The sequence below is a fragment of the Nostoc sp. DSM 114160 genome (assembly GCF_053470305.1).
In genome coordinates, this window is record NZ_JBPFGO010000001.1 from 931,089 (window position 1) to 956,473 (window position 25,385).

Below are 25,385 nucleotides of genomic sequence, written 5' to 3' on the forward strand. Positions count from 1 at the left end.
CTCAATCAAAGTTTCAGAATCTTGCTTTGATTTAGAAGAACAAGGAGCATGGTGAAGAACGTAATTACTGACACTGCCGTTTGTTAGTCCAATCTTTTCTCAACAAAGAGTAACTTTTAACTGATTACTCCTGAAAGTGGGTGCAGTATTGTTAAATGAAAACTATGTCTGGTTTCAGTTTTCAGATACCGTTCTTGCAAAGGTTGCCACTGCTGCCACGACTGGTAACGATTTTCAGTTAATAAATTAGCAAGGGTGGGCAACTCAGTGTGAATTTCTGATTTATAAACATCTCCAAGCCAGTCAGTTAATACGGCACTATCTTGCATCGTACCCAAAATTTCTTGGATATTTTTCACTTCTGTAATATAAGCTTCGTAAGACTCGCCATATAAGTCAGTAAATAACTCCATTTGATAGCGTATACGTTTAGCTTCTTTTCGCAAACTATGAAGATTTTCACCTTCTGTTGTCAATTGTTTTTCTACCTTTTTTGGCTTCCAGTTTTTCTGGATCTTCACTTCTGATTCTACAATTTCAGTACCAACTAGCCAACCTGGATGCAATAAGAAGTTACTCACTTCTGGTAAAAGTAAGTCTGGTAATACTTGCTGAATGGCAATAGATGCCAAAGGTTGATAAGTAGGTTTTTCTAACCACTTATCCAATGCATCTTTTAAAGACTTGTAAGATTCATCGCTTAATGTTTTCTGCACGCTCGATTCTACATCTTCACGTTGTTTCGCCAAAGCTGTAAAAGCTGTTTGCAGAGATTCCTGTTCTTTGCGGGGTAAGTTTGGTTTATAATTGTTTTCCAAACTTTCTTTAAGTACGTCTAAATCTCGCAGATTACCAAGACGACGGGCTATTTTACCAATATTTTTATCGCTGACTGGTTTCGACAGATCCACTGCTAGCCCAAACCGAGTTACCGCTGTCCGTAGGCGGCGCATTCCTACTCGCATTTGGTGCAGTGCTTCTGGATCTTCATCTTTCTTCACTGACTTTTCCCACTTCAAGGTTTTCTTAAAGTGTTTTTCAATCGCTTGGTAGGCGTAGTCACCGAGAGTTTTTACTGTAGTTTGTGTAGCTAATTTCATAATTTATCTGAATTATTACCTCACGAAGTTATTGCATAATAACAAGATTATTTGATAAATTGCATATACTTTTGAAAGTTTTTTAGGTATGATAATTGTTAGGTATGCCTATGACTATTGATAGTTGCATTTGATTTTATAAATATGCAGTATCTATCAAAGGTTGACAATATTTCATCCCCTTAAGTTGATATGAGCTATAGTTTTGAGAATCCGATTTTTCGCTCATCAAGTTATATATTATAATAGCATGGCTAATATATTTGTAAATATCAATATAATTTAAAATGTCAAAGTTACATTTGCTAAATCAAGTTTTATTGACTTTTGCAGATTCTTTTAAAGAGCATAGAGAAGATTTATCAGCACTGCTACTCACACATCAGAAGTATTTATGGTTAGGGTCAGATGAAACTTCAACTATTGAGCGTCTCTCTTTGGTTGATACTGATAAATTTACAGATCATCAACAATTTGGTGTAGCAGAATTTATCGATTTACCTGCACCAGAAGAGGAAGAAATTGATATAGAAGGACTGGCTTACGCGGATAATTACTTATGGTTTGTTGGTTCTCACAGCTACAAACGGAAAAAATTCAACCCCGAAAATACAGATGCTAAAAATTTTAAAAGGCTAGCAAAAATTGAATCAGAACCTAACCGTTACATTTTAGGACGAATTCCTCTAATAGACGGTAAGCTATTCTCATCTTGCCCACATCCCGAAAAGCCAGATGTGCAATTGACTGCTAGTAAATTAGAGGTGACGAATCAGGGTAATTTGCTGATGACAGCTTTAGCAGATGATGCCCATTTAGGCTCGTTTATTCAAGCAGCAATTCCCGGAAAGGATAATGGCTTTGATATTGAAGGAATAGGCATTTATCAAAACCGCGTTTTTCTGGGTTTGCGCGGGCCTGTATTGCGAGGTTGGGCTGTGGTGCTGGAAATAGAGTTAGAGGATTCTACCTCTGGATTGATGAAACTAAAGCAAATTGGGGAATTGCAGGAGTTATATAAAAAGCATTTTATCTGGTTGAATGGTTTGGGAATTCGAGATTTGTATGTAGATGAGCAAGATTTGTTGATTTTAGCCGGGCCAACGATGGATTTAGATGGCCCCGTGCAAGTTTATCGTTGGGTAAATGGTGTGAATATGCGAGAAAATGTTTTCAGCAATCCCGATTTTGTGCAAGATATTCCTTATGGGAATCGGGAAGAACACGCTGAGGGAATGACGCTGTTTCAGGATGTAGCTGGTATACCTTCGCTATTGGTAGTTTATGATTCTCCAGCAAAAAGTAGGCTGGTGGGTGATGATAGTGTAATGGCGGATGTGTTTAAGTTGGGCTAACTTCGCTCTTGGTTTTGGGATTTTAGATTGTTAAATGTTAGTAGAAATTGCTTGTACGGGACAGGTAGGGATACACTGTTCGCAGACGATACAGCGCGATCGCGTGAATGTCAACTTGTATGTCTCTGGCTGGAGGGTGAGGGCTTCGGTAGGACAAACCCCAGTACACAAGCCACAGTGGACGCACACATCCTCGTCGATCGCAATTTCGCCTAACGTCGAAGAAACATTAACATTACGCGATCGCATCCACTCGATCGCTGCATCTAATTGATCGATGTCTCCCGATAATTCCACTACCAATTTGCCAATTTGATTTGGGGCAACTTGGGCGCGGATAATATTAGCAGCGACGTTGAACTCTTTAGCCAGTACGTAAGTGACTGGCATTTGCACGGCGCGTTTTGGGAAGGTGAGTGTTACTCGTTTTTTCACAGGTTTAGCAGAGGGTTTTTTTTGTTGTAGCGTATTGAGAGTTTTATCAGTCCTTTCTTGTGGTAAGTTGCACGAACGAACGAGCAAGGCAAGAGAAGGACACTGCTCCTACCTCAACATACATAGCACTATTTCCAAAAATCTTTGCAACACATAAATCGGCTGTACGCCCCTACAAGAACGGGGATTTCGTGTGATGGCGTTAAACTATAGCAATTCGTGCAGGAGTTACGAACAAAAAGATCCCTGGCTTCTTGAAAAAGTTTTGGATCTAAACCTCTCTGTACTAGAAAAACTTGTAAGTAAGGTAGTATACTCTGGAAAATGTTTTTTTCTCCATACCATCTGCTCTTGGGCAGGTAGCTAGAAAATCCAATTAAAATTAATCAATATTGATATTTGTTAATGATTTAAAATTGCAAATATAGACCTTTTGGAAGATGCTTTAAAAATAAGTATTGATATTATATTGGACTTGCTATTTAAATTGATTACTTATTATCTGTTATATCCATTTTAACTTGGAAAGCTTTTAACATGAAAATTTTAGTTGTTGAAGATGACGAGTTAAGTGCATATTCACTCACCTGTGTTTTAACTAACCAAAACTACGCGGTTGAAGTTGCCACTGATGGTGATACTGCTTGGAATTTTATTAAAACTTACGATTATGATTTAATCCTCCTAGATGTAGTGTTGCCCAAACTGGATGGCATTAGTCTTTGTCGTCAAATTCGGTCTAGTGGTCTGCAAATGCCAATATTGTTATTGACAGGGTGCGATAGTAGTCATGAGAAAGCGATCGGACTAGATGCAGGCGCAGATGACTACGTAGTTAAACCCTTTGATGCAGAAGAGTTAATTGCTCGTGTTCGGGCACTGTTGCGTCGCAAAGGCGTAACCTCGCAACCTGTGCTGGAGTATGGTGGGTTGCGGCTAGACCCTAGTAGCTGTGAAGTGATGTATGCTGGAAATCTGCTAGCACTTACTCCCAAAGAGTATGCTCTTTTAGAACTATTTTTGCGAAATACTCGCCGGGTGTTTAGCTGCGGCATGATTTTAGAACATCTGTGGTGTTATGAAGACACTCCACAAGAAGAAGCTGTTCGCACCCATATCAAAGGGTTACGACACAAACTCAAAGCTGTAGGAGCGCCCGGTGATTTAGTTGAAACAGTTTACGGTATTGGCTATCGGCTGAAATCACTGGCAGAGGAGAAGGGCAGCACTTCGGCTACGCTCAGTGACCGAGGGGCAGAGGGGCAGAGGAGCAGAGGAGCAGAGGAGCAGAGGAGCAGGGGGGAATTAGATTGTGAAAAATCTTTGGTTCCTAATCTCAAATCACAACAGCAAACATTAATGGCAGTTGCGGAAATTTGGCAACGATTTCAAAAGCGGGTAGACGAGCAGGTGCGGGTGCTGGAGGAAGCGATCGCAACTTTAAACCAAAATAGTTTAAATCCCGATTTGCGATCGCTTGCAGCCAAAGAGGCGCATACCTTGGCGGGATCTTTAGGTACTTTTGGCTTGCCTCTTGGCTCAAAATTAGCACGCAATATCGAATTGTTACTGAGTTCTGGTCAAACTTTGAGTCAATCTGAAATTAGCAACCTCGAAAGTTGGGTAAAGTTATTGCGTCGAGAAATTGACGGAAACGACACAGCAGCAATATCTGCATCACCAACCCCACAGGTTTTAGAAACAGTCACACAACCACTGCAAAATCACCTCGATGCAGAAACTAAAATATTGGTTGTGGATGACGATCCGCAAATTCAGGCATTTTTACAAACCTTACTTAGTCCTTGGGGATTAAAAGCGATCGCTCTTGAAGATCCGCGTCAGTTCTGGGAAATCTTGGAAATAGTTACGCCAGATATGCTGATTCTGGATGTGGAATTACCTTATACAAATGGTATAGAACTTTGCCAATTAGTACGCAACGATTCGCGCTGGTGTGAATTACCCATTCTATTCCTGACTGTGCATAGCGATGGCGAGATGGTAAATCAAGTGTTTAGTGTTGGTGCTGATGACTTTGTAAGTAAGCCTATTGTTGGGCCAGAACTAGTAACCCGGATCGTCAATCGCTTAGAACGGATGAAATTGCGGCAGCGCGTCGTGCAGGGAGGCAGGGAGGCACCGGGGCAGGGGGCAGGGGGAGCAGGAGAACTTAGTTCTCCCTTGTCTCCCTTGTCTTCCTTGTCTCCCTCATCTCCCTTGTCTCCCTCACCTCCCTCATCTCTCAATTTACAAGCCATCAACGAACTGGAATTGCGAGTAGCAGAGCGCACTGCTGAGTTAATTCGGGTGAATCAACAGTTGCAGTCACAACTTGATGAACGTCAACGGACACAGGGAGAATTACTGTTCTCTCAAGCCCGATTTGCACGAATTTTAGATATTGCTGATGATGCAATTATTTCCATTAACGGGTTCCAAAGCATCACTTTATTTAATCAAGGAGCAGAGAAGATTTTTGGCTACTCGGCCCAGGAAGTGATTGGACAAGGACTTGATTTACTTTTACCGCAGCGCTTTTTTCAAGCGCATCGTCAACATGTGGTTGACTTTGGACAATCTCCCAATGTTGCCCGTCGGATGGGAGAACGGCGTGAAATCTACGGACGCCGCAAGGATGGTACTGAATTTCCAGCGGAGGCTTCTATCTCTAAAATAGAGATGGCTGAGGAGATATTTTATACGGTTATTTTACGAGATATCACAGAGCGCAAACTAATTGAACGTATGAAAGATGAATTTGTCTCTGTTGTTAGTCATGAACTCCGCACACCTTTAACTTCGATTCACGGCTCTCTAGGAATGCTAGCCAGTGGTTTGCTAGCAACAAACTCAGAGCAGGGAAAACGCCTACTGCAAATTGCGACTGATAGCAGCGAACGCCTAGTACGTTTAATCAACGACATCCTAGACATTGAGCGCATCGAGTCGGGTAAGGCGAAGATGGAACCAGAAATCTGCAATATTGTTGATTTGATCGTTCAAGCAGTAAATGTCATGCAGCCTCTGGCTGACAAAGCAGGAGTGAAAGTATCTGTTTCTGCTATATCTGGCCAAGTATTGGCAGATTGCGATCGCATTGTCCAAACATTGACCAATTTATTGAGTAACGCCATTAAATTCTCGTCTGCTGGATCTACGGTTTGGTTGGGGGCGCAACCACAAGAAAATGAAGTTTTGTTGACAGTCAAAGATACCGGCCGCGGTATCCCAACAGACAAACTTGAGAGTATCTTTGAGCGCTTTCAACAAGTTGACTCTTCAGATTCACGTAACCATGATGGCACTGGTTTAGGTTTGGCAATTTGCAAGAGTATTATGCAACAACACAGCGGACGCATCTGGGCTGAAAGTGTATTAGGTGAAGGTAGCACTTTTTACGTCACTCTGCCATTATTTAGGGCTTTCCAAAATCCTGATTTAGAAGACTCTTCTAACATTCCCTTAGTTCATAGTAGTTACGAGCCAACTACAAATAGCCAACTAAGTCCAAATGCAGAATTTTTGAGCAACGGGCGTGTTACTACCAAGGAATTTGAACAACGGGTGATGAAGTTACTTCAGAGCATTACCCCGAACCAACAAGAGGATAGCAGCGATGACAACAAAGCAAATTCTAGTGGTTGATAACGAGCAGTATATTCAAGAAGTTGCCAAGATTTGCTTGGAGACAGTCGCAGGCTGGAAAGTAATGACTGCGAGTTCTGGTCAAGAGGGCATAATTAAAGCTGAGACTTACCAACCAGATGCAATTTTACTAGATGTGATGATGCCAGAGATGGATGGCATCACTACCTTTGAAAAGTTACAATCCAATCCATTAACCAAAGCGATTCCAGTAATTTTGTTAACTGCTAAAATCCAGGCTTCCGATCGCCGTCGCTATAATCAGATGGGAATGATTAGTGCGATCGCCAAACCATTCAATCCTCTCGAATTAGCTGCTGAAGTAGCCATAGCCTTGGGCTGGAGCCTAGAAAAGTAGAACAAAATCCATAGCAAATTAATTTATAAAAAGTAGACATAGGCAAAAGTCAATACAGTCCAGATAAGACCAAAACACTTGTAGAGACGGCGATTTATCGCGTCTGTAGAGACGGCGATTTATCGCGTCTGTAGAGACGGCGATTTATCGCGTCTCCAAAACCCAAAATTTTTGCCATTAGCCCTTAACCCAAGCGTATTGAGGGAAAAGTGATTTAAAAGTTTTTTTAGGTGTTAAAGAACACAATGGTTAAAAATCAATTCAATTGTTGTTGAAATATATAATATAAACAAACAACTTAAATAAATTGTAACTTAGTTACAATTTAGCTATTTACTACAATTTCAGTCAATTAAGAACCTTTTTTTATCAATACTAATAATTTATATTTATATATGCAATAAAATTAGTTTAGTTTTTATTAACAAAAGTTAATATATATTATTTGAACTACTTGATGCTGTAAAATAAGCAGTGGATTTTGTCGATTAACAAATTAAATCTTAATTTGGTTATTTTTGGTAATGAAGACCAAAAAATTGGACATAATCAGCATTTTTATTTCACCAAATTAATCTTACGGATGGGTCTAATTGACGAATCACTCATTTTGGTATTATTGCTTTTTCTTCTTCGGCATCACTCTTGCCCGATACTTTCTGATTGCTGGCGGAGCATACTTGCTCTTTTATTTAGTTTTAGGAAAGTCTCTTGCCAACAAGAGTTTGCGTTTGAAACCGTTGATGAATTGTTCGATTAAAAATGATATTGAATTATCAGTAATCTCCACAGTAGTTTTTGCTATTTCTGGAGCATTTATGATCTCAGAGTATAATTTGGGAGCAACCCTGCTATACGCTGATATCTGGAAATACGGACTGTGGTATTTAATAGTTAGCTTTATTGCAGTACTAATTCTTCAAGATACTTATTTTTATTTTATCCATCGGATGTTTCACCATCCTAGAATTTTTAGATGGATGCATTTTGGACACCACCGTTCAGGAGAGCCAACACCCTGGAGTTCTTCTGCCTTCGACTTACCAGAAGCAATTGTACAAGCACTTTTTTTTGTCGGTGTAAGCTTCATAGTTCCCCTGCATTTCGTCACCTTAGTTGCCGCACTTATAACTATGACAGTATGGGCAGTGTTTACTCATCTTGGATTTGAGCTATTTCCCTCCTCATCTAAAAGTTACTGGATTGAAAAGTGGCTTATTGGTTCTATGCATCATTCCATACATCATCGCAAGTATAAAGTACACTACGGTTTGTATTTTACGTTCTGGGACAAACTGCTCGGTACTGAAGATCCTAATTATGAAAACGAAACCCATATAAGGGAGTTTTAACTATAGCAGGCCTAAATCATTTGTGAAATATTTTTGGAGTTGGCTGTCATTTGTTCTTTGTAATCACAAATGACATAGACGCCCTAGCGGCTACTCTTCGAGAACGCCAAGGGCGAACCCGCAGGGTAGGACAAATGACTACTGACTATTTAATTTTTGTCGAATTCTCAAGCTTGTTTGGATTCACCCAACGATTGACAAATTCGTTGTTATGTTTGTAAATCTTGATTTGCACTTGCTTGGAACTTAACTTGACTATTTCAGCAGGAATTCTTTGGATATCGCTAGAATCTGTGCGCGGCTTGTAAAGCCAAATCACTTTTTGCCCAACTTGAAAGTTGTTAGGATTGCTAGTTAAAGAAGGCGTACTGTCTGCCCAAGAGGGAAAAGCAACTGCTAAGTTAATCAAAAGTACTAAGACCACTAGAGTGATTTGAAAAAGTTTCATAATCATTGCACTTGTCTTAGGTTTTATGGGGCAATCAATCTGCTGCTCTAGCATTTAGTTATTGTCCTTCTTTTGGTTTTCAAAGTTTAAAGATCGGTATACTAAAACTTCTTTAGATGATTTAGCAAAAATTAAAATATCTACTGATTTCAGGATAAAACGACTTAGAGAATAAAATCAAATAGTCTTATTTGTTAAAACGATAAGTTAGATTTATATATAGAATGAGAACAAATGGAATAGCTGAAGTAACAAGTTTATTTTACGAAAGCGATCGCTATTTGTCCTAAAGCCAAAAGAAATATTTTGGCTGAGACATTGAAGCGATCGCTTGAAGCTGAAATTTAAGCAGCCCAAAAAATCGGGGCAGGTGATAAACCCGCCCCAACATCTGATATACTGCGCCCAACGGCTGTAGCTACAGGCTTTAAACTATCAACTAAATGCACCATATCTTCTAAAGAAAGTGCTTGGCGGGCATCAGAAACAGATTTTTCTGGTTCTGGATGACATTCAATAATTAATCCATCTGCACCGCAAGCGATCGCAGCCCTAGCTACAGGTGCAACCAACTCCCGTTTGCCGACGGCATGGGAAGGATCTACAATTACAGGCAAGTGAGTTATTTGCTTGAGTGCTGCCACAGCTCCTAAATCTAGGACATTACGGGTGTAATCGTCGAAACTGCGAATACCTCTTTCGCACAACACCACATCAGGATTCCCGTGACTGAGGATATATTCAGCAGCCATGACAAATTCTTCAATAGTCGCTGCTAAACCACGTTTGAGCAGTATTGGTTTACCAGCTTGTCCCAAAGCTTTGAGCAAATCAAAGTTTTGCATATTGCGGCTACCAACTTGCAGCATATCAGCGTGGGCGGCGACTACATCAATTTGGGAAATTGACATCACCTCCGTGACAACTGGCATATTGTAATGCGATCGCACTCTAGCTAAAATCTCTAATCCTGACTCTCCCATACCTTGGAAAGCGTAGGGAGATGTACGGGGTTTGTAGACACCGCCACGCAACCCCTGTACTGATGCAGTAGATAGCTTTTGGGCGACTATCTCCATTTGTTCTAAGCTTTCAACAGTGCAGGGCCCGCCGATAATTACCAGTTCTTTACCGCCGAAAGCGACTTCTTTCGAGATTTTAACGATTGTCTGGTGGTTGAGATGGGCTTGTGCAGCAAGTTTGGCATTAATCATGGTTATATTTTCCTGAAAAATTAAGTATTGGGAATTGGGCATTGGCCATTGGGAATTGGGCATTGGGCATGGGGCATTGGGTATTGGGCATTGGGCATTGGTTATTCATTCTTCTCCTTCATTCCCCCTTGTCCCCCTTGTCCCCCTTGTCTCCCTTGTCTCCCTTGTCTCCCTTGTCCGTCTATTCCCCATACCCTATTAACAAAAAAGCCCGAAACCAAGGTTCCGGGCGCGTTCTGATTCATTGGCATGACGCTATTTACCCGGAATTTATTCTGGGCCAAAAGTAAAAGCCATAAAACCAGCTAATGAAATAAGTCATGACAATGAAATTCTCCTTAAAAAAACAAAAACCGCAGAGTTTGCTCTGCGGTTCACCGGGCGGTTTCCATTAGGAAACTTAATTCACCCCCGGTGAACCACCCTAAACCAAAAATAAAAGTAGGAATTTGTGTTAAGCATTTGCGGGCTTTTTGCTGGGAAACTTCAGAAATATACCTATCTAACGTAAACTTAGCAGGAAGAGTGGGCTTTGTCAAGACCTGCACAAACTATAAAAAAACGATAGACTCAGTACAACTCTGGGGATTAAGACTAATAACGCTTTGCACAATTCAAAATCACGCTCTGTTCTAATTGTACTAGTTGCTTATTTGCGTAGACGAAAAAAGCGGTGAGGGGGTCGCAGTCTTCTCCCTTGGCGCTAGCCTCTCCCTTTGGGAGAAGGGGAGACGCTAAGAGCGATGGCGATTCCCGTCGTTAGCGCCGGCGGCAAGCGAGCTTGCGAGCATCTTGCGATAGCGTCGGCGGCAAGCGAGTCTTCGAGCGTCACCTCCGAACCCGTTGGCGTGGTAACAGAGCGTTGGTCATTGAGTTTCGACTGCGCTCAACTACCGCGTAGCCGAAATGAGTCGAAGTGCAGCCTCTCGTAGAGAAGGGCTTGTCATTAAAGATCGCAATAGTTATATAACCTCAGAAGAAAAAGCCAGGATTGAAAAGTTAAAATATATAATTCTCCAGACTTCATCTTACGAAAGCTTATTGCAGGGAATTGACAACCGCCATACATTATTGACCAAGTTCTCATTCACCAGATCAATTTTTTAGGATCATCTGTCTCATTATGCCCAGTTCCAAAATCTTAACCCAATCTTTCGACTATTATGGAGCTTACCCCTGCCCAGTCTGTCGAATAGGTAAGATTTCTCACATGCCATTGATGGAAGCTATGGCTTGTGACTTTTGTCAAGAGATTTTTACAGTCAACTTAGAGCAACAGCAAATCAAGATGCCTTCTAGGCAACCACCTTTAACTTGGCGTTGGAATGGGTTTAGTTGGACAGAAGGCCAGTTGGAAGGCGTGGAATTAGGTTGGGGTTATGGATTAGCAGCAGCAGTTTTTATAATTCTTCCCACTACTCTAATTGGTATAGTAGCTTACTATTTTCCTGCTAATCTGAAAGAACCCATTACCTGGATGCCATATATTTGGACAATATTAACCTTCTTATCACATTTATCAATTATTGTTTGGATTTATATTGAAGTTTATCAGATTCCAGTTGCAGCATATTTTCGAGCGATCGCTCGATGGAGAAATGGAGAGATGGGGAGATGAGGGATTGGGGAGGCAGGGGAGCAGGGAGCAGGGAGCAGGGGAGGCAGGGGAGCAGGGAGCAGAGGAGAATAATTAATACCAATGCCCAATCCCCAATGCCCAATCCCCAATGCCCAATCCCCAATGCCCAATGCCCCATGCCCCATAATCCATAACAAATGATGCAGCGTATAAATGACTCCATCACTCATAATTAAGTTGATTGTCCACCAAAATATCGTATGAGCGATCTGGAGCGGTACTATAGAGTTTTGGAATTAGAGCCTGGGGCTACACTTGAAGAAGTGAACCAGGCTTACAAAGATTTAGTTTTTGTTTGGCATCCCGATCGCATTCCCAAAGACAATCTCCGTTTACAGCAGAAAGCGCAAGACAAGCTAAAAGCTATAAATGAAGCTCGTGAAAAGTTGCGCTCTCTAAAAACCAAACCTCAAACTACATTTAACTCACCTAACTCACCGCCACCTCAACAGGAAAAACCATCTCAAACAATCCAGCGGCCACCAAAGCAAAACCCAGACTTGAGTGGCAAAGACTACAGTCGGGCAAATTTGAGCAATAAAGACTTATCTGGCAGAAATCTGAGTTATGCCAATTTGAGCGGTGCTAATCTCAGCGATACTTTTATGCACAAAGTCAACCTCAGAGGTGCAAATTTATCTGAAGCAAATTTATTTCGGGCAAATTTACTTTTAGCCGATCTCAGGGAGGCGAATTTACGCGCTGCTAATTTGATTGGAGCGGATCTCAGTGGAGCCGACTTGCGAGGAGCCGACTTGACGGGAGCGCGGATTCGCTCTGGTGAGCGGCTTCTGGTTAAATTAGTTGGAACTAATTTAGCAGGGGCAATTATGCCTGATGGCTCAATTTATCAATAACTGAGGTTGCGCCATAACACCAAAACCCTCATGTAGAGACGCGATTTATCGATCGCGTCTTAAAAAACCAGTTATCCAGACTAATAATACCAATTCAATTAATGATTGCAACATATCCTTGGCTAAAGACGCGATAAATCGCGTTTCTACAAATGATCTATTTGTCGCATTCTTTTTTCAAATTGGTATAACCCTTAACTGAAACGTATTGGTGCATAAATGACTCCTATGCAATCCAATTGAAAACTGCTATATGCCTGTTTGCTTGCCTAAAACACTACAATGAGTACGCGATCTACCGAAATGAGAAAGCAATATGCCTTTTTGCTTGCTGAATTTACCGAAATGAGAAAGCAATCAAGCATTTTGAGAAAGCAATATGTCTTTTTGCTTGCTGAATTTACCGAAATGAGAAAGCAATCAAGCATTTTGAGAAAGCAATATGCCTTTTTGCTTGCTAAATCTACTGAAATGAGAAAGCAATCAAGCATTTTGAGAAAGCAATGTGCCTTTTTGCTTGCTAAATCTACTGAAATGAGAAAGCAATCAAGCATTTTGAGAAAAAATCTGTGATTTTTTTCACAAGTCGGGAATCTGGCCTAGCTTTATCTATCCCTACAATCTGCGTGTAAAATTAAATATGATACATCGAGGCTTTTAGGCATTGTGAACTTTTTTATCGGTTGTGCTGTTTGGGCATATAAAGGTTGGGTAGGCGAACTCTATCCCCAAGGTACTCGCACTGCTGATTTTCTCCATCTCTACAGCCGTCGCTTCACCACTGTAGAAGGTAACACGACCTTTTATGCCGTGCCTAAGCAAGAAACTGTAACTCGTTGGGCTGCCGAAACACCAACAGGTTTTGAATTTTGTCTAAAATTACCGCGAGATATTACCCATCAAGGATTGCTGAAACCTTATATACCAGCTGCTTTAAAATTTCTGGAGGCGATGCGCCCTTTAGGTAAGCATCTTGGCCCAATTTTTGCCCAGTTACCACCGGGCTATGCACCTGCATTACTTGATGATTTGTCCAACTTTCTAGAAGCTTGGCCGCGTAAAGAAGCACCCCTAGCAGTGGAAGTTCGGCATCCCGACTGGTTCAAGGAACCTCATGCTAGTAATTTGACGGCGCTTTTAGAAAATTTAGGTGTCGGACGAGTACTGTTAGACTCGCGCCCGATTTACACTGGAGATGATGACCCCCAGTTGCAATCGGAACGGCGTAAACCTAAATTACCGTTGCAATTGAGTGTGACAGCACCTTTTACTCTGATTCGGTTTATTTCTCATCCGAATTTATCAGTGAATCAGCCATTTATGGAAGAGTGGGTAAGGCAGATTCAGCAATGGTTACAGATGGGAGTGCGAATTTATTTCTTTGTCCATTGTCCAATAGAAGCGCGATCGCCCAGCACGGCCCGTCACTTCCAACAGCTATTAGAACAAAGTGGCACACCAGTTCCCCCCTTACCTTGGAATAACCTTGAGTATCCCCCTAATCAACTCAGTTTATGGCGATCGTATTTAGTAGATAATTAGGGTTGTAATACTTTTCTGTTAAAGAAAAATTTTTTTAGAGCAGTTCTACCAAAGGAGTTGAGATGAGTCGTCTTCTTTATGAAAATTCAGTCTCATATAAAGGATATCTCATAATTCCATTTGTTTTTGGCAAAGCCGATAATTACGAAATTTATTCGTATAAAATGCTATCTGAAATTGGGCACAGAAGCAAATTTCATAAAGCAGAAAATCCAGCAGAAATCTATGGAAGTGACGTTAGTAACATCATTGATATTGCTAAAGAGCATATCGATCGAAATTCCGAGTTTGTTCATCGGGGGGATAGTTTTAAGTCTCGCTATGTTTATCGGAACAATTTGATTATCATCTTCCAAGAAGGAGACAAATATTTTTATGACCATTATCCACCAGAGTTATTAAATAATATTGCAGCTCCAAAGTTATTCAAATCTGAATATGAATGTTTGGATTGGATTAAGCAAGGCTTTGATGGGCGACATCTGCGGCAAAGAGCTAGTTGAAGAAGGTAGGAATATTTGCATTTGTGTATTACAGCAGTTATTCGTGTATAGCAGAAGGCAGTTCTTGCTGGAGGTAAAACTATTGCTAACTCTCGCATTCACTCTTTCCAAATGTTCTAACCTGTGTGATTACGGCTATCTTTGAACCACACCTATCTTAGTTAAGGCTAAAAAATAAAAATGTGTAGGTTGGGTTGAGGAACGAAACCCAACATTTTGAGGGGTTTGTTGGGTTTCGCTTGGCTCAACCCAACCTACGAATATTCATTAACCGAGTAGTATTGGAACCACACCTATCGTAGGGGCGCAAGGCCTTGCGCCTCTACCGCGTGCCCTATTTACTTGCAGTATTATTTAGATGTCTGCAATCAACCTTGATTTATTGCGCTTGGCTCCATGTAGATAATTTCCCAAATGTGGCCATCTAAGTCAGCAAATCCATGTCCATACATAAAACCGTGATCTTGCGGTTCATTGTAGGTTGTTCCACCAGCGGCGACAGCTTTGCGAATCATTTCATCAACTTGTTCTCGGCTATCACAAGATAAACACACAAGCACTTCTGTGCTTTTTGTGGCATCACAAATTTCTTTGGGAGTAAACGTCTTAAACTTTTCATGGTTTAAGAGCATGACGAAAATGTTTTCGGACACAATCATACAGGTGGTAGTTTCGTCAGTGAATTGAGAATTAAACTCAAAGCCGAGTTGAGTAAAGAACTCGATCGATTGATTGAGGTTTTTGACTGGCAGATTAACGAAAATTTGAGTACTCATGGGTTCTTCTTTTGAATTATTGCACAGTAAAGGATTGGCGAAAAAGTGCTGAGGTTTTACTCTAGGGAAGACGCCTATAAGCGCCTCCCCCCAAGTCAAGGAGTTTTCTGGCAATTGACCATCCACGGAATACCGAATTGATCGACCAACATCCCAAAGCGGACAGACCAAAAGGTTTGATCGATCGGCATTTTCACTTTTCCGTTTTCTGCCAGGATATGAAAGATGCGTTCTGCCTCCCCTGGCTCGTCAACGCTGATTTGCACGTAAAAGCCTTGGGGTGTTTCAAAATATCCAGGCGGGCTGTCAGACCCCATCAAAAGGCGATCGCCCAGATCGAGGCAGACGTGCATGATTTTGTCATGCCATTCGGCAGGTATATGCTCGGCTGAGGGTGCATCTTTGTGGGTCATCATCATGACAATTTTGCCGCCAAGACAGTGTTCGTAGAACTTGAACGCTGCTTCACAGTTACCGTTGAACATGAGATAAGGATTGAGTTTCATGGCGTTGACTCAGTAGATTAGCCTATGGGTTGAGCGTGAATACAGCTTGAGAAGTCTCTGGATTGAATGGAACCGAGAGATGTTCGTGTAATATCTGCCATTCGCCTTGATTTTTCTGGCAAACAGCGGTGACGCGCATCCACGTCTGCATTGCCGGATGGTCTTGGGTTCCTGTGAAGCGAAATAGCCAGTGTGCAACCGCAAGGTCTTCACTAGCGGTAATCTTCAGGTCTCGTGTTTCAATCTCAAAGGTGTCGGGGAAGTAAGGCAAACATTCTTTCCACACTTGACTCCAAGCATCTTTTCCTTGGGTTTGGAAAGGAGGTTTAACATCGAAGACGATAATCTCGTTGGCATAGTGAGACATGATTTGCTCAACATCCTTGGCGCAGATAGCGCGTTGTTGCTCGGCAATTAGTTGGCGAATCTGAACTTCGTTAGTTGCGATCGCGTTTTTAGTTGTCATTGTCATCTCTCCTTTTGGGTTGAGGTTGAGTGCAGTTACGAATTTTCTGGCAAGCCTGCAACTTCAATCACAGGTCGAATTTCAACGGTGCCGACGTGCGCGCCTGGAATCCGCGAAGCGATCGCGATCGCTTCGTCGAGATCCTGAGCATTAATCAGAAAAAAACCGCCCAATTGTTCGCGAGTTTCTGCAAACGGCCCGTCAGTTATTAGTGGTTTGCCGTCGCGCACCCGAAGACTGGTTGCAGTTGCCACAGGGTGGAGTGGGGCGGTTGCGAGATATTGCCCCTTCGAGTTGAGTTGTTGTGCCAGTTGCGCGGATTCAACATAACAATGTTCCCGTTCGGTTTGGCTCAGGGCATTTTCCTCCAGGTAAATCAGCAGCAAATATTTCATCGGGTTGCCTCCTTTATTTCCCGTTGTTATACCAATTCGTAATTTGTAATTCGTAGTTTGTAATTAAGAAAGTCAGATATGGCATGGCTTTCGGGGTTTGAAAGTGTTGCCTCATTTTAGAGAATTGGTATTACTTCCCTTTGTTAGTAAGTCGAACGGTGCTGACTCAAATCGACACCTCGCCAAAAATTTTTATCCTTTAGTACGATCTGGGTATACCTCCCTTGTTCCCCTTTGTTAGTAAGTCGAACGGCGCTAACTCAAATCGACACCTCGCCAAAAATTTTTATCGAAGAAAAGAGAAAAACCGCCCCCTGCCCCCTGCCCCCTGCCCCCTGCCTCCTTCAATTCAGGTATGATCCCAAACGGAAAAACAGACGTAAAACAAGCGATCGCCTCCCTTTACCGGGCTGAATGGGGGCGGATCGTCGCCATCCTCATCCGTTTGGTGGGGGATTTCGATGTAGCTGAAGAAGCGGTACAGGAAGCCTTTATCGCCGCCGTGAATCAATGGCAATCGAGCGGCGTGCCCGATCTCCCCCGTGCGTGGATCGTCAAAACAGCCCGATACAAAGCCATCGATCGCCTCCGACGGCGGACACGGCTGACGGAAAAATTGGAATGGTACGCCGCCTCTGGGTTAATCCCAACCCGCGAGGAGCCAACTTACGATACAGACGAAATTCCAGACGATCGGCTGCGGCTGATCTTTACTTGCTGCCACCCAGCACTGGCGATCGAGGCGCAGGTTGCTTTGACGCTGCGGCTGCTGGGCGGACTTGAAACAGACGAAATTGCGCGGGCGTTTCTCGTACCCACGGCAACGATGGCGCAACGACTGGTACGCGCCAAACGCAAGATTCGGGATGCAGGTATTCCCTATAAAGTGCCGGACACAACCGATCTGTCTGTGCGGGTAGACGCAGTGCTGACGGCGATCTATCTGATTTTCAATGAGGGCTACGCGACGACTAGGGGCGAGACGATGATGAGGGCTGACCTCTGCACAGAAGCGATTCGGCTGGCTCGCCTCGTAAGGACGTTGATGGCACCGCAACCGCCCTCAGAAGTGACTGCACTCTTGGCGCTGATGTTGCTGCACGACTCCCGACGCGATGCCCGTTTGGATGAGGCAGGCGATCTGGTGTTGCTCGAAGATCAGGATCGTAGTCGCTGGAATCAACAGCAGATTGCTGAGGCGCTACCGCTCGTGGAAGAGGCATTGCGGGGCGAGATTGGTTCGTTTGCAGTGCAAGCAGCGATCGCGGCACTACATTGTCAAGCAGCACAAGCAGAAGAAACGGACTGGTTGCAAATTGTCCGCCTTTATGATTTGCTCGAAAGCTTGCAGCCCTCGCCGATTGTGTCGCTGAATCGGGCAGTGGCGATCTCAATGATAGAGAGTCCTCAAACGGCCCTTGAACTGATTGATGGGCTTGTCCCCCAACTTAACGACTACCATCTATTTCACGCCACCCGTGCCGAGATGCTGCGCCGCATCGGAGCCTCAGCGTTAGCCGCAGAGAGTTACGCGATCGCGCTTATGCTGGTTACAAATGACAGCGAACGCCGCTTTCTGGAGCGTCGGCTGCGCGAAGTTCAGCCTTAAGGTTCAGAGGGTAAAGGGTAAAGGGTAAAGGGGAAAGGGTAAAGGTGAAAGGGGAAGGTGGGGTCTCCTCTGAGGATAGGGGCGGTGGGAAAGGGAAAGGTTCTGTATTTTGCCCTTCCCCCTTAACCTTTACCCTTTTCCCATCTCTTGCAAAAAGCACTTTTGCAAGAGGTTTAATGTGCTGCCGTAACACCTTCATGATGCCAATCTACTCGGTTCATACGATAAACGAAGCAGTCATCGTCACCAAATCGTCGAGACTCGACAAATTGGAAACCAAAACGTTCATAAAAGCAGTGGACGCGGGTATTGCTAGCAAGTGGATCGACGAGTACAGCTATCACTTGCGGGTCAGCAAAACATCGAGCAAGTGCAAGCTGCATCATTTGGGTTCCATAGCCTTTGCCCAAATCACTCTCTTCCCCAATCCAGATATCAATAGCGCGAAGATTCGCCGGAACATCACCCCAGTAGTGACTATCCTCACGTGCCGGATCGATGATCTGAATAAATCCGATGGGGCGACCATCAATTTCAGCAATCAATTGCTCTCTCCATTCAGGAGTGCGGTCAAGTTCTGTCTCCCAGCCCCAGTCATCATTAGGATCGGATTCTACCACATGAGGTTGCTCATCCCAATGTCGCAGCAGATCCAAATCGGCCAAGGTAGCAGGGCGGAGATTTATCCTCATCGGAGGTGGTACGTTATAGTTCATGCTCGTAAAGAAAATCTCAAGAGAACTGAATTTGGTTTTACTCAGGTTAGTTAGCACTTACCTACTCATATTTAACGTGGTGTAACCAAATACCAAAGGACAGGGGAATTTTACCAAGAAGCGAGCGCACAGTGGAGATATATACAAATCTAAAGACTTTATTAAATAGCTACCCAGGTAAAAATTGGGTAGTTCTCCGCTATCTTTAAGCAAGCGATTCAGGGATGATTAATTCTATAGAAAAGCGCCAGCACAAATTTTAGGCTGGCATTTAATAAACCGCATATAAAGCAAAGCCCTGAACTTTTATCAGGGCTTTTTAAATTTAAGTAGAGCGATCGCAGCCTTTTAAATCTGATTCTTTCGTTGAAGCGATCGATTATATATAGTAGTCAAGGCATTTGTATTTTAGGCTAAAGCACCCTACAAAAATTGCTCTATAAATAGTTTATATAATAAACTACGATAAAACTATCGGAATAGTGCTTTGAAAGATTATGAGTAACACTAAAAAAGTTAGTGACGACTTGAGCGCTGCTCCCCAACTAACTTCTGAAGAGTTAAAACAGGCAGCCCAAGAGGGATTTAAGTCAGTGCTGAACCTGCGTTATCCCGATGAAGCTGGTTTTCTCAGTGACGAGCAGCAGCAAGCTGAAGCGGCTGGGCTGCAATATGCTAATGTGCCATTAAAGCCTTCAGAAGCAAATCAAGAGCAAACAGAGTTAGCAATTCAGGAGATTGAGAACTTACCCAAACCAATTTTAATTCACTGTGCTGCTGGAGCAAGGGCTAGTGGTATCGCCTTGATTGCCAATGCTATTAGTGAAGGTTTGACTTATGAGGAAATTAGTCAGAAAGCGCAAGAGCTTGGTTTAAATTTAGAACAACCCCACCTCAAGCAATTCCTACTTGAAAAGTATATTGCCCAGCAAAAATGACTAACTCAGCACCAAGTCGTTTAGGTGAACTCGCCAACCTGTTTTTTAAATTGGGCGTCATCGGCTTTGGGGGACCGGTTGCTCATATTGCCATGATTGAAGATGAAGTGGTTAAGCGGCGTCAGTGGTTGACAAGGGAGCATTTTCTAGATTTGCTGGGTGCAACTAATCTAATTCCTGGGCCAAATTCCACAGAAATGGCTATCCACATAGGATACATCTATGCAGGATGGCTGGGGCTGATTGTGTCAGGTGTCTGTTTTGTCTTACCTGCGGTTCTAATTACTGGTGGGTTTGCTGGGGTTTATGTTGCCTACGGTACTCTACCCCAAATTGCTCCTTTACTTTATGGGATTAAACCGGCCGTTTTAGCAATTATCATCAATGCTCTGTGGGGGTTGGCCAAAAAGGCTGTGAAAACTCGCCAATTACTAGCGATCGCTTTTGCTGTGGCATTGCTGACATTGTTATTCAAATTAAATGAAGTAATCGCCCTATTAATTGGGGGATTGCTGGGGATGGTTTGGTTACATTCTGGCGATAAACACGATAAACCAGGAGATAAAGCCAACTTTCTCATTGCTAGTCTTAGCACAGGTGCGACTTTGAAAGCATCCACTGTACTTGCTACATCGGTAGCTACTGCATCTACTGTAGCCAATGTTTCTTTATGGCAGTTGGGTTGGTTTTTTCTAAAAGTCGGTAGTGTCTTGTTTGGTGGTGGCTACTTGTTGGTGGCTTTTCTGCAAGGGGGATTAGTTCAAGAATACGGCTGGCTGACACAACAGCAGTTATTAGATGCGATCGCAATTGGTCAATTTACCCCTGGGCCAGTACTTTCCACTGCGACGTTTATCGGTTATGTGATTGCTGGCATACCTGGCGCAATTGTTGCCACAATCGGAATTTTTCTACCTTCCTTTGTTTTCGTTGCTGCCCTAAATCCCCTAATTCCACGCTTACGAGCTTCTTCTTGGACTAGAGCATTTTTGGATGCTGTGAATGTTAGTGCTGTAGCGTTAATGGTTGTGACTACTCTGCAACTGGGGACAGCGACTTTAACATTACCACAAGCCCCATTTGTAGATTTTCTCGGTTTGGCGATCGCGATCGTCTCAGCCATTTTAGCCATTCACTTTCGCATCAATGCTGCATGGTTAGTCTTTGGTAGCGCCTTCATTGGCTGGGTTGCTTCCCTCTTGGGCTACACTCGATGAAATTGTAAGTATTTGAAATTACTCATAGCTATTAGCTTTACTTTAGACTTCTTGGCATTTGTCGGGGTAAAGGGCAAGGGGGAAAAGGGTAAAGAAACTCAAAATCCTTTCCCTTTAACCTTTACCCTTTACCCTAAAAGTGCAAAAACATATTTTTGCAAGAGGTCTATTATACACCTGGGATAAAAGAATGTAGAGACGTAGCAGTGATACGTCTCTACAAAGGTTTTAGATGGAGATATTTTAGCGATAATCTTGACTTTGAATGCTCCTTAAACGAGCAGCATCACGAATATTGTAGTCAGCACGGGTAAAGCGATTTAGCTGCATTTCAAAAAAGTCTCGATTAGCTTGTAAATGCTTGGGATTTTGGTCATCTAATGGATATAAAAGTGCAGTTCGCAAAGCTTGAATTACGGCAGAAGTGACACAGTACATTGAGCGTTGAAAACTCACTCCCAACTGAATCAACATATCTTCTTCACCGCGGCAATGTTGGCTGTAGTAATCAACAAGATATGGTGGTAAAAAATGCAGCATATCTTGCATTAATAATGTCGGGGGAATGCCAGCAGTACCCACTGGGAATACATCAGCGTAAAGAATACCATAGTGAAAATCTTTTTGGTCTGCCGGCACTTGACCCGCTTGAGCATTATAAGATTTTGTGCCTCTAAAGGGTGCAGTGCGGTAGAAAACTGCTTCTACATAAGGTAATGCAGCTTCGTATAGCCACATGAAACCCTTAGATTTGGGGATAATTTCGTAGCATTCACCACGAATATAAACGTGATGGTAAATGGGACGACCTGCGATCGCAAATATACCATTAACTATGAAGCTCATCGCCTCTGGGACGCTGCTAATGGTACCTTCGTCATAGCGATCGGACATTTCAAAGAATACTGGGGCCATGATTTCCCAGAATAAGCCCAGATTCGCGTAGTATGACATCTGGCGGCACTGTTCCAAAAACATATCGGGGAACAGCTTGTAAAGCCCCAGCATCACGGGGTTCCCTTGGAAGTAAGCTTTAATTGCTCTATCGGCGTTGGCTTTGTATTCGTCTGAATCGAGGTAAGGGTCAAATTGTCCACCCATCCCTCTGTGCCACAACATCGCCCGCATACAAGCTTCCGCAAATTCCATGTTAATGCGATCGTGCAACAAGTGATGCAACAACTTTGGCATTTTGAAAGTTTCACCCTTTTCCAGAAATGCCAAAAGTTCTGGATGTGCAGTGGCTTCGCCGCGCCAAATTCGTAAATCGGCATCATCACCAGCATAATGATTATGCCGTTCTAAATACTCTTTGGGTAAGAAGTATTTAAAGAAGGGTAACGGGTTTAAAAATTCGCGTTCGGCAATATAAAGTAGGGTCGCGCCAGTAGAAATCCATCGGTACAGCATAAGCTTTGTATAAACCGATGATTTGCATCAAATTTTCTGGAGTATCGGGTAACATTGCACCGCCAGCTTCTAAGCGGTGAATTACTTCGGCAAATTCATGTGTAGAAGGAGGTAATTTAATTGCTGTTTTAATTGCTGTCATGGTATTGATAGAGACGCGATTTATCGCGTCTGGGGGATAGGTTTTGAAACGCAATTTCTCGCGTTTGGGGGGATAGATTTTGAGACGCGATAAATCGCCGTCTCTACAAGTGTTTCGATGTATTTTTTATTTCAGGGCGACTTCAGAGATTACGGTTTTTTCCAAGGGGGGAATTGCAGCCACCATTGTTGTAGTTGTGGATTCACTCCAACGCACTAACCAAGTGGGTTGTACTCCTAAAAAGATGATGAAAGCTGCCAAAATTAAAGCGGGGATTTTTTCAGGCCACAGAACTTTGGGATAGTAAGCGAAGTTATCGAGTCTGCCAAAACAAGTGCGGTTGAGGAGGATGACAAAATAAACTGCGGTTAATCCACTAGCGACTACACACAAAATTGTCGGGATGGGAAAAGTAGAGAAACTACCTTGAAAGACAAGAAATTCGGCAATAAATCCTGTTAAACCGGGAATACCTGCGCTAGCCATTCCGCTTAAAACTAATAAAGCGCTAATTAAGGGTATACCGCGTATAGGACTCATTAAACCATTGAGTTTATCTAACTCGCGTGTACCGACTTTGGCTTCTACAACTCCCACCAAGTGGAAGAGAATCGCCAAAATGATACCGTGGCTGAACATTTGGGCGACTGCACCCACAAGTGCTAAGGGAGTACTAGCCGCACCAGCTAGCAAGATATAGCCCATGTGACCAACGGAACTGTATGCTACCATGCGCTTAATATCTTTTTGAGCGATCGCAATTACTGCCCCATAGATGGCGCTGATTGCTCCCCAAATTGCTAAAGTCGGTGCAATAATGCTCCAAGCATGAGGAAACATACCCAACCCAAATCGCAACAATCCATAAGTTCCCAGCTTTGCTAACACGCCACCGAGAAGAATGGCAATTGGTGCTGAAGCTTCAACGTAAGCATCGGGTAGCCAAGTATGGAAAGGAATTAAGGGAATTTTAATCCCAAAACCTAATACTATTCCTGCTAGTAAAAGGATTTGCTTTGCTGTTGAGAGGTTTTCTGTAGAGACTGCATCAAAAGCAAAATTGGTAGAACCACTAAGCCATACCATACCCAAGAATGTTGCCAGAATTAAGGCTCCCGAAACAGCAGTATAAATCAGGAATTTCATTCCAGCATAAGCCCGTTTTGCCCCTCCCCAAATGGAAATTAGCAAATAGAAAGGGATTAATTCTAGTTCGTAAAATAGGAAAAATAGCAACAAATTCTCTGCTAAAAAAGCACCTGCGACTCCTCCACTAACTAATAAAATCATGGAGTAGAATAGCCGGGGACGTTCAGTTTCTTGACTACTGCTGTAAATAGCAATCCAGGTGAGCAGGCTATTTAACACCAACATCAAGATAGAAAGCCCATCAACACCTATTTGATAGCTCAACCCAAGGGTTTCATTCCAAGGTAAATACTCTTTAAATTGCATTCCTGGATTGCTGATATCAAATTTTAGTAGGATAAACAGGTTCCAGAATAGAACTATTCCCGAAAATATTAATGCTATTAAACGAATGCGATGCTTCGGTATACTTCCAGGTAATATTGCTATGATAATAGCAACAAAAATCGGCAGCCAAATCAAGACACTTAACATGGGAATTTTGTCCTTTGTTCTTTGTCACTTGTACTGAGCAAAGTCGAAGTATTTGTCATTTGTCCTTTGTCCTTTGTCCTTTGTGACTCAATACGCTTCAGTTAAGAGAATAATAGATTGGATTGAGCGTATGCATTACCCAACAAAGTCTCGATAATGTTGGTTTACTTTTCTTCTTTGGAAACGCTACGCAAATAAGAAGCAAGCTAAGTTGTTCAATCCAACATACATCAGTATAATTTTCAAGCTTAACTGAACTGTATTGCTTTATGACTTAACTTTTAGCCAATGACTAATGACATAGACGCGCCAGCGGTGAAGTAGCGCGGTCTTGGGGGTTTCCCCCATGAGCGACTGCTGAACCCGAAGGGCTTCCCGCAGGGTAGGACAAAGGACAAAAAAGCTAACTTACTAAACTGATTCTTCCAGTATCTAAATCGTAATAACCACCGACTATTTTCAGTTTTTCTGCTTTGATTAACTCAGATAAAACTGTCGATGATTTCAATTTTTCAATTTGCGCCAAAATATTTGCTTTACAAGCATTTTCTAACTTATCTCCTGATTTATCTTTTGAGCTTTCTACACTTGGTTTTATAGCTTCAAGCAAACTTCCAATTCGCCCTGGTACTTGAGCACCTTTAATCGCCGCCTCTACTGCACCGCATCTTTCATGCCCCACGACCATAATGACTTTGGTACCTAACACTAAGCTACCAAATTCTAAACTACCAATTTGCTGTGTTGTGGCAATATTACCAGCTATCCGGCAGACAAATAAATCTCCAAGTCCTTGGTCAAAAACAATTTCTGAAGGTACTCGTGAATCTGCACAGCCTAGAATAGAAGCAAAGGGCTTTTGACCTTTGGCAATTTCGACTAAACGTGATTGAGTTTGGTTAGGATTGCGCCGTCTTGCTTTAACAAACCGATCGTTTCCATCTAATAACTCTTGCAGTGCCTTATCAGGTGTAAGATCGTCTGGTACTGATTTGGTTTCGGCTGCAAGTAAGTTGGAACCCAGTCCGGCTGTCAATACACCTGTACCGATCGCACCTGCACCAAACTTCAATAAACCTCTTCTAGAAACATTGATTTGGGGATATTGTCTGCTCATGAAATTCTCCTCACCATAT

At 42.7% G+C, this 25,385-nt stretch carries 23 protein-coding genes and 1 pseudogene; 12 read left to right on the forward strand and 12 right to left on the reverse strand.

Annotated elements, in window-relative coordinates; translation table 11 throughout:
* Nucleotides 1-116 precede the first annotated feature (116 nt).
* Nucleotides 117-1,100: a CHAD domain-containing protein gene (locus tag NSTCB13_RS04410; protein ID WP_445628508.1), complete on the reverse strand. Its 984-nt coding sequence runs from the start codon at nt 1,098-1,100 to the stop codon at nt 117-119.
* A 287-nt stretch (nt 1,101-1,387) separates the two neighbouring features.
* Here NSTCB13_RS04410 and NSTCB13_RS04415 point away from each other — a divergent pair, with 287 nt between their 5' ends.
* Nucleotides 1,388-2,455, forward strand: coding sequence for a DUF3616 domain-containing protein (locus tag NSTCB13_RS04415; RefSeq protein ID WP_445628509.1), 1,068 nt, complete (start codon nt 1,388-1,390; stop codon nt 2,453-2,455).
* A 30-nt stretch (nt 2,456-2,485) separates the two neighbouring features.
* Here NSTCB13_RS04415 and NSTCB13_RS04420 read toward each other — a convergent pair whose 3' ends face one another.
* A complete protein-coding gene (locus tag NSTCB13_RS04420) occupies nt 2,486-2,890 on the reverse strand; it encodes an NIL domain-containing protein (protein ID WP_094347724.1) in 405 nt (134 codons plus the stop codon).
* Between the two features lie 537 nt (nt 2,891-3,427).
* On the opposite strand from NSTCB13_RS04420, the gene NSTCB13_RS04425 reads away from it, so the two are divergent.
* From NSTCB13_RS04425 to NSTCB13_RS04435, 3 genes are all read left to right on the forward strand, one after another.
* On the forward strand, nt 3,428-6,538 hold the full coding sequence (locus NSTCB13_RS04425; protein ID WP_448271480.1) for a response regulator: 3,111 nt from the start codon (nt 3,428-3,430) through the stop codon (nt 6,536-6,538).
* Nucleotides 6,510-6,896 carry a response regulator gene (locus tag NSTCB13_RS04430; protein WP_448271481.1) on the forward strand — a complete coding sequence of 129 codons (387 nt, stop codon included), beginning with the start codon at nt 6,510-6,512 and terminating at the stop codon, nt 6,894-6,896. Before NSTCB13_RS04425 ends, NSTCB13_RS04430 begins: the two co-directional genes overlap by 29 nt.
* A gap of 593 nt (nt 6,897-7,489) precedes the next feature.
* A complete protein-coding gene (locus tag NSTCB13_RS04435) occupies nt 7,490-8,248 on the forward strand; it encodes a sterol desaturase family protein (protein ID WP_448268772.1) in 759 nt (252 codons plus the stop codon).
* A 145-nt stretch (nt 8,249-8,393) separates the two neighbouring features.
* Here the strand turns inward: NSTCB13_RS04435 and NSTCB13_RS04440 are convergent, their stop codons facing one another.
* Nucleotides 8,394-8,696: a hypothetical protein gene (locus NSTCB13_RS04440; protein WP_448271482.1), complete on the reverse strand. Its 303-nt coding sequence runs from the start codon at nt 8,694-8,696 to the stop codon at nt 8,394-8,396.
* 344 nt (nt 8,697-9,040) lie between these two features.
* Entirely contained in the window at nt 9,041-9,910 is an 870-nt protein-coding gene (aroF, locus tag NSTCB13_RS04445) for a 3-deoxy-7-phosphoheptulonate synthase (protein ID WP_448273119.1), read from the reverse strand.
* Between the two features lie 1,123 nt (nt 9,911-11,033).
* Here aroF and NSTCB13_RS04450 point away from each other — a divergent pair.
* The 5 genes from NSTCB13_RS04450 to NSTCB13_RS04470 all read left to right on the forward strand — a co-directional run bounded on the left by NSTCB13_RS04450 (nt 11,034) and on the right by NSTCB13_RS04470 (nt 14,451).
* Nucleotides 11,034-11,528: a hypothetical protein gene (locus NSTCB13_RS04450; RefSeq protein ID WP_094347731.1), complete on the forward strand. Its 495-nt coding sequence runs from the start codon at nt 11,034-11,036 to the stop codon at nt 11,526-11,528.
* A gap of 221 nt (nt 11,529-11,749) precedes the next feature.
* Nucleotides 11,750-12,406, forward strand: coding sequence for a pentapeptide repeat-containing protein (locus NSTCB13_RS04455; protein WP_448271483.1), 657 nt, complete (start codon nt 11,750-11,752; stop codon nt 12,404-12,406).
* Between the two features lie 282 nt (nt 12,407-12,688).
* Nucleotides 12,689-12,979 (forward strand): hypothetical protein, encoded by a 291-nt coding sequence (locus NSTCB13_RS04460; RefSeq protein WP_448271485.1) that lies wholly within the window; start codon nt 12,689-12,691, stop codon nt 12,977-12,979.
* A gap of 93 nt (nt 12,980-13,072) precedes the next feature.
* Nucleotides 13,073-13,948, forward strand: a complete 876-nt coding sequence (locus tag NSTCB13_RS04465; RefSeq protein WP_448271486.1) for a DUF72 domain-containing protein — start codon at nt 13,073-13,075, stop codon at nt 13,946-13,948.
* 62 nt (nt 13,949-14,010) lie between these two features.
* Nucleotides 14,011-14,451: a hypothetical protein gene (locus tag NSTCB13_RS04470; protein ID WP_448268781.1), complete on the forward strand. Its 441-nt coding sequence runs from the start codon at nt 14,011-14,013 to the stop codon at nt 14,449-14,451.
* Between the two features lie 368 nt (nt 14,452-14,819).
* On the opposite strand, the gene NSTCB13_RS04475 is transcribed toward NSTCB13_RS04470, so the two are convergent.
* From NSTCB13_RS04475 to NSTCB13_RS04490, 4 genes are all read right to left on the reverse strand, one after another.
* Nucleotides 14,820-15,227, reverse strand: coding sequence for a VOC family protein (locus NSTCB13_RS04475; RefSeq protein ID WP_445628519.1), 408 nt, complete (start codon nt 15,225-15,227; stop codon nt 14,820-14,822).
* Between the two features lie 95 nt (nt 15,228-15,322).
* Nucleotides 15,323-15,733 carry a VOC family protein gene (locus NSTCB13_RS04480; RefSeq protein ID WP_448271487.1) on the reverse strand — a complete coding sequence of 137 codons (411 nt, stop codon included), beginning with the start codon at nt 15,731-15,733 and terminating at the stop codon, nt 15,323-15,325.
* A gap of 22 nt (nt 15,734-15,755) precedes the next feature.
* Nucleotides 15,756-16,199, reverse strand: coding sequence for a YybH family protein (locus NSTCB13_RS04485; protein WP_448271488.1), 444 nt, complete (start codon nt 16,197-16,199; stop codon nt 15,756-15,758).
* Nucleotides 16,200-16,234: 35 nt separating this feature from the next.
* Nucleotides 16,235-16,594: a YciI family protein gene (locus NSTCB13_RS04490; protein ID WP_448271489.1), complete on the reverse strand. Its 360-nt coding sequence runs from the start codon at nt 16,592-16,594 to the stop codon at nt 16,235-16,237.
* A 355-nt stretch (nt 16,595-16,949) separates the two neighbouring features.
* On the opposite strand from NSTCB13_RS04490, the gene NSTCB13_RS04495 reads away from it, so the two are divergent.
* Nucleotides 16,950-18,203: an RNA polymerase sigma factor gene (locus NSTCB13_RS04495; RefSeq protein ID WP_448271490.1), complete on the forward strand. Its 1,254-nt coding sequence runs from the start codon at nt 16,950-16,952 to the stop codon at nt 18,201-18,203.
* Between the two features lie 173 nt (nt 18,204-18,376).
* On the opposite strand, the gene NSTCB13_RS04500 is transcribed toward NSTCB13_RS04495, so the two are convergent.
* Nucleotides 18,377-18,919: a GNAT family N-acetyltransferase gene (locus NSTCB13_RS04500; protein WP_448271491.1), complete on the reverse strand. Its 543-nt coding sequence runs from the start codon at nt 18,917-18,919 to the stop codon at nt 18,377-18,379.
* A 497-nt stretch (nt 18,920-19,416) separates the two neighbouring features.
* On the opposite strand from NSTCB13_RS04500, the gene NSTCB13_RS04505 reads away from it, so the two are divergent.
* Nucleotides 19,417-19,857, forward strand: coding sequence for a beta-lactamase hydrolase domain-containing protein (locus NSTCB13_RS04505; protein WP_448271493.1), 441 nt, complete (start codon nt 19,417-19,419; stop codon nt 19,855-19,857).
* A complete protein-coding gene (gene chrA / locus NSTCB13_RS04510; protein WP_448271494.1) occupies nt 19,854-21,074 on the forward strand; it encodes a chromate efflux transporter in 1,221 nt (406 codons plus the stop codon). Before NSTCB13_RS04505 ends, chrA begins: the two co-directional genes overlap by 4 nt.
* A gap of 243 nt (nt 21,075-21,317) precedes the next feature.
* Here chrA and NSTCB13_RS04515 read toward each other — a convergent pair.
* From NSTCB13_RS04515 to NSTCB13_RS04525, 3 genes and pseudogenes are all read right to left on the reverse strand, one after another.
* Nucleotides 21,318-22,626: pseudogene (locus tag NSTCB13_RS04515) on the reverse strand (CO2 hydration protein).
* 126 nt (nt 22,627-22,752) lie between these two features.
* A complete protein-coding gene (locus NSTCB13_RS04520; protein WP_448271495.1) occupies nt 22,753-24,249 on the reverse strand; it encodes an NADH-quinone oxidoreductase subunit M in 1,497 nt (498 codons plus the stop codon).
* Nucleotides 24,250-24,652: 403 nt separating this feature from the next.
* Entirely contained in the window at nt 24,653-25,366 is a 714-nt protein-coding gene (locus tag NSTCB13_RS04525; RefSeq protein WP_445628528.1) for a carbonic anhydrase, read from the reverse strand.
* Nucleotides 25,367-25,385: the final 19 nt, after the last annotated feature.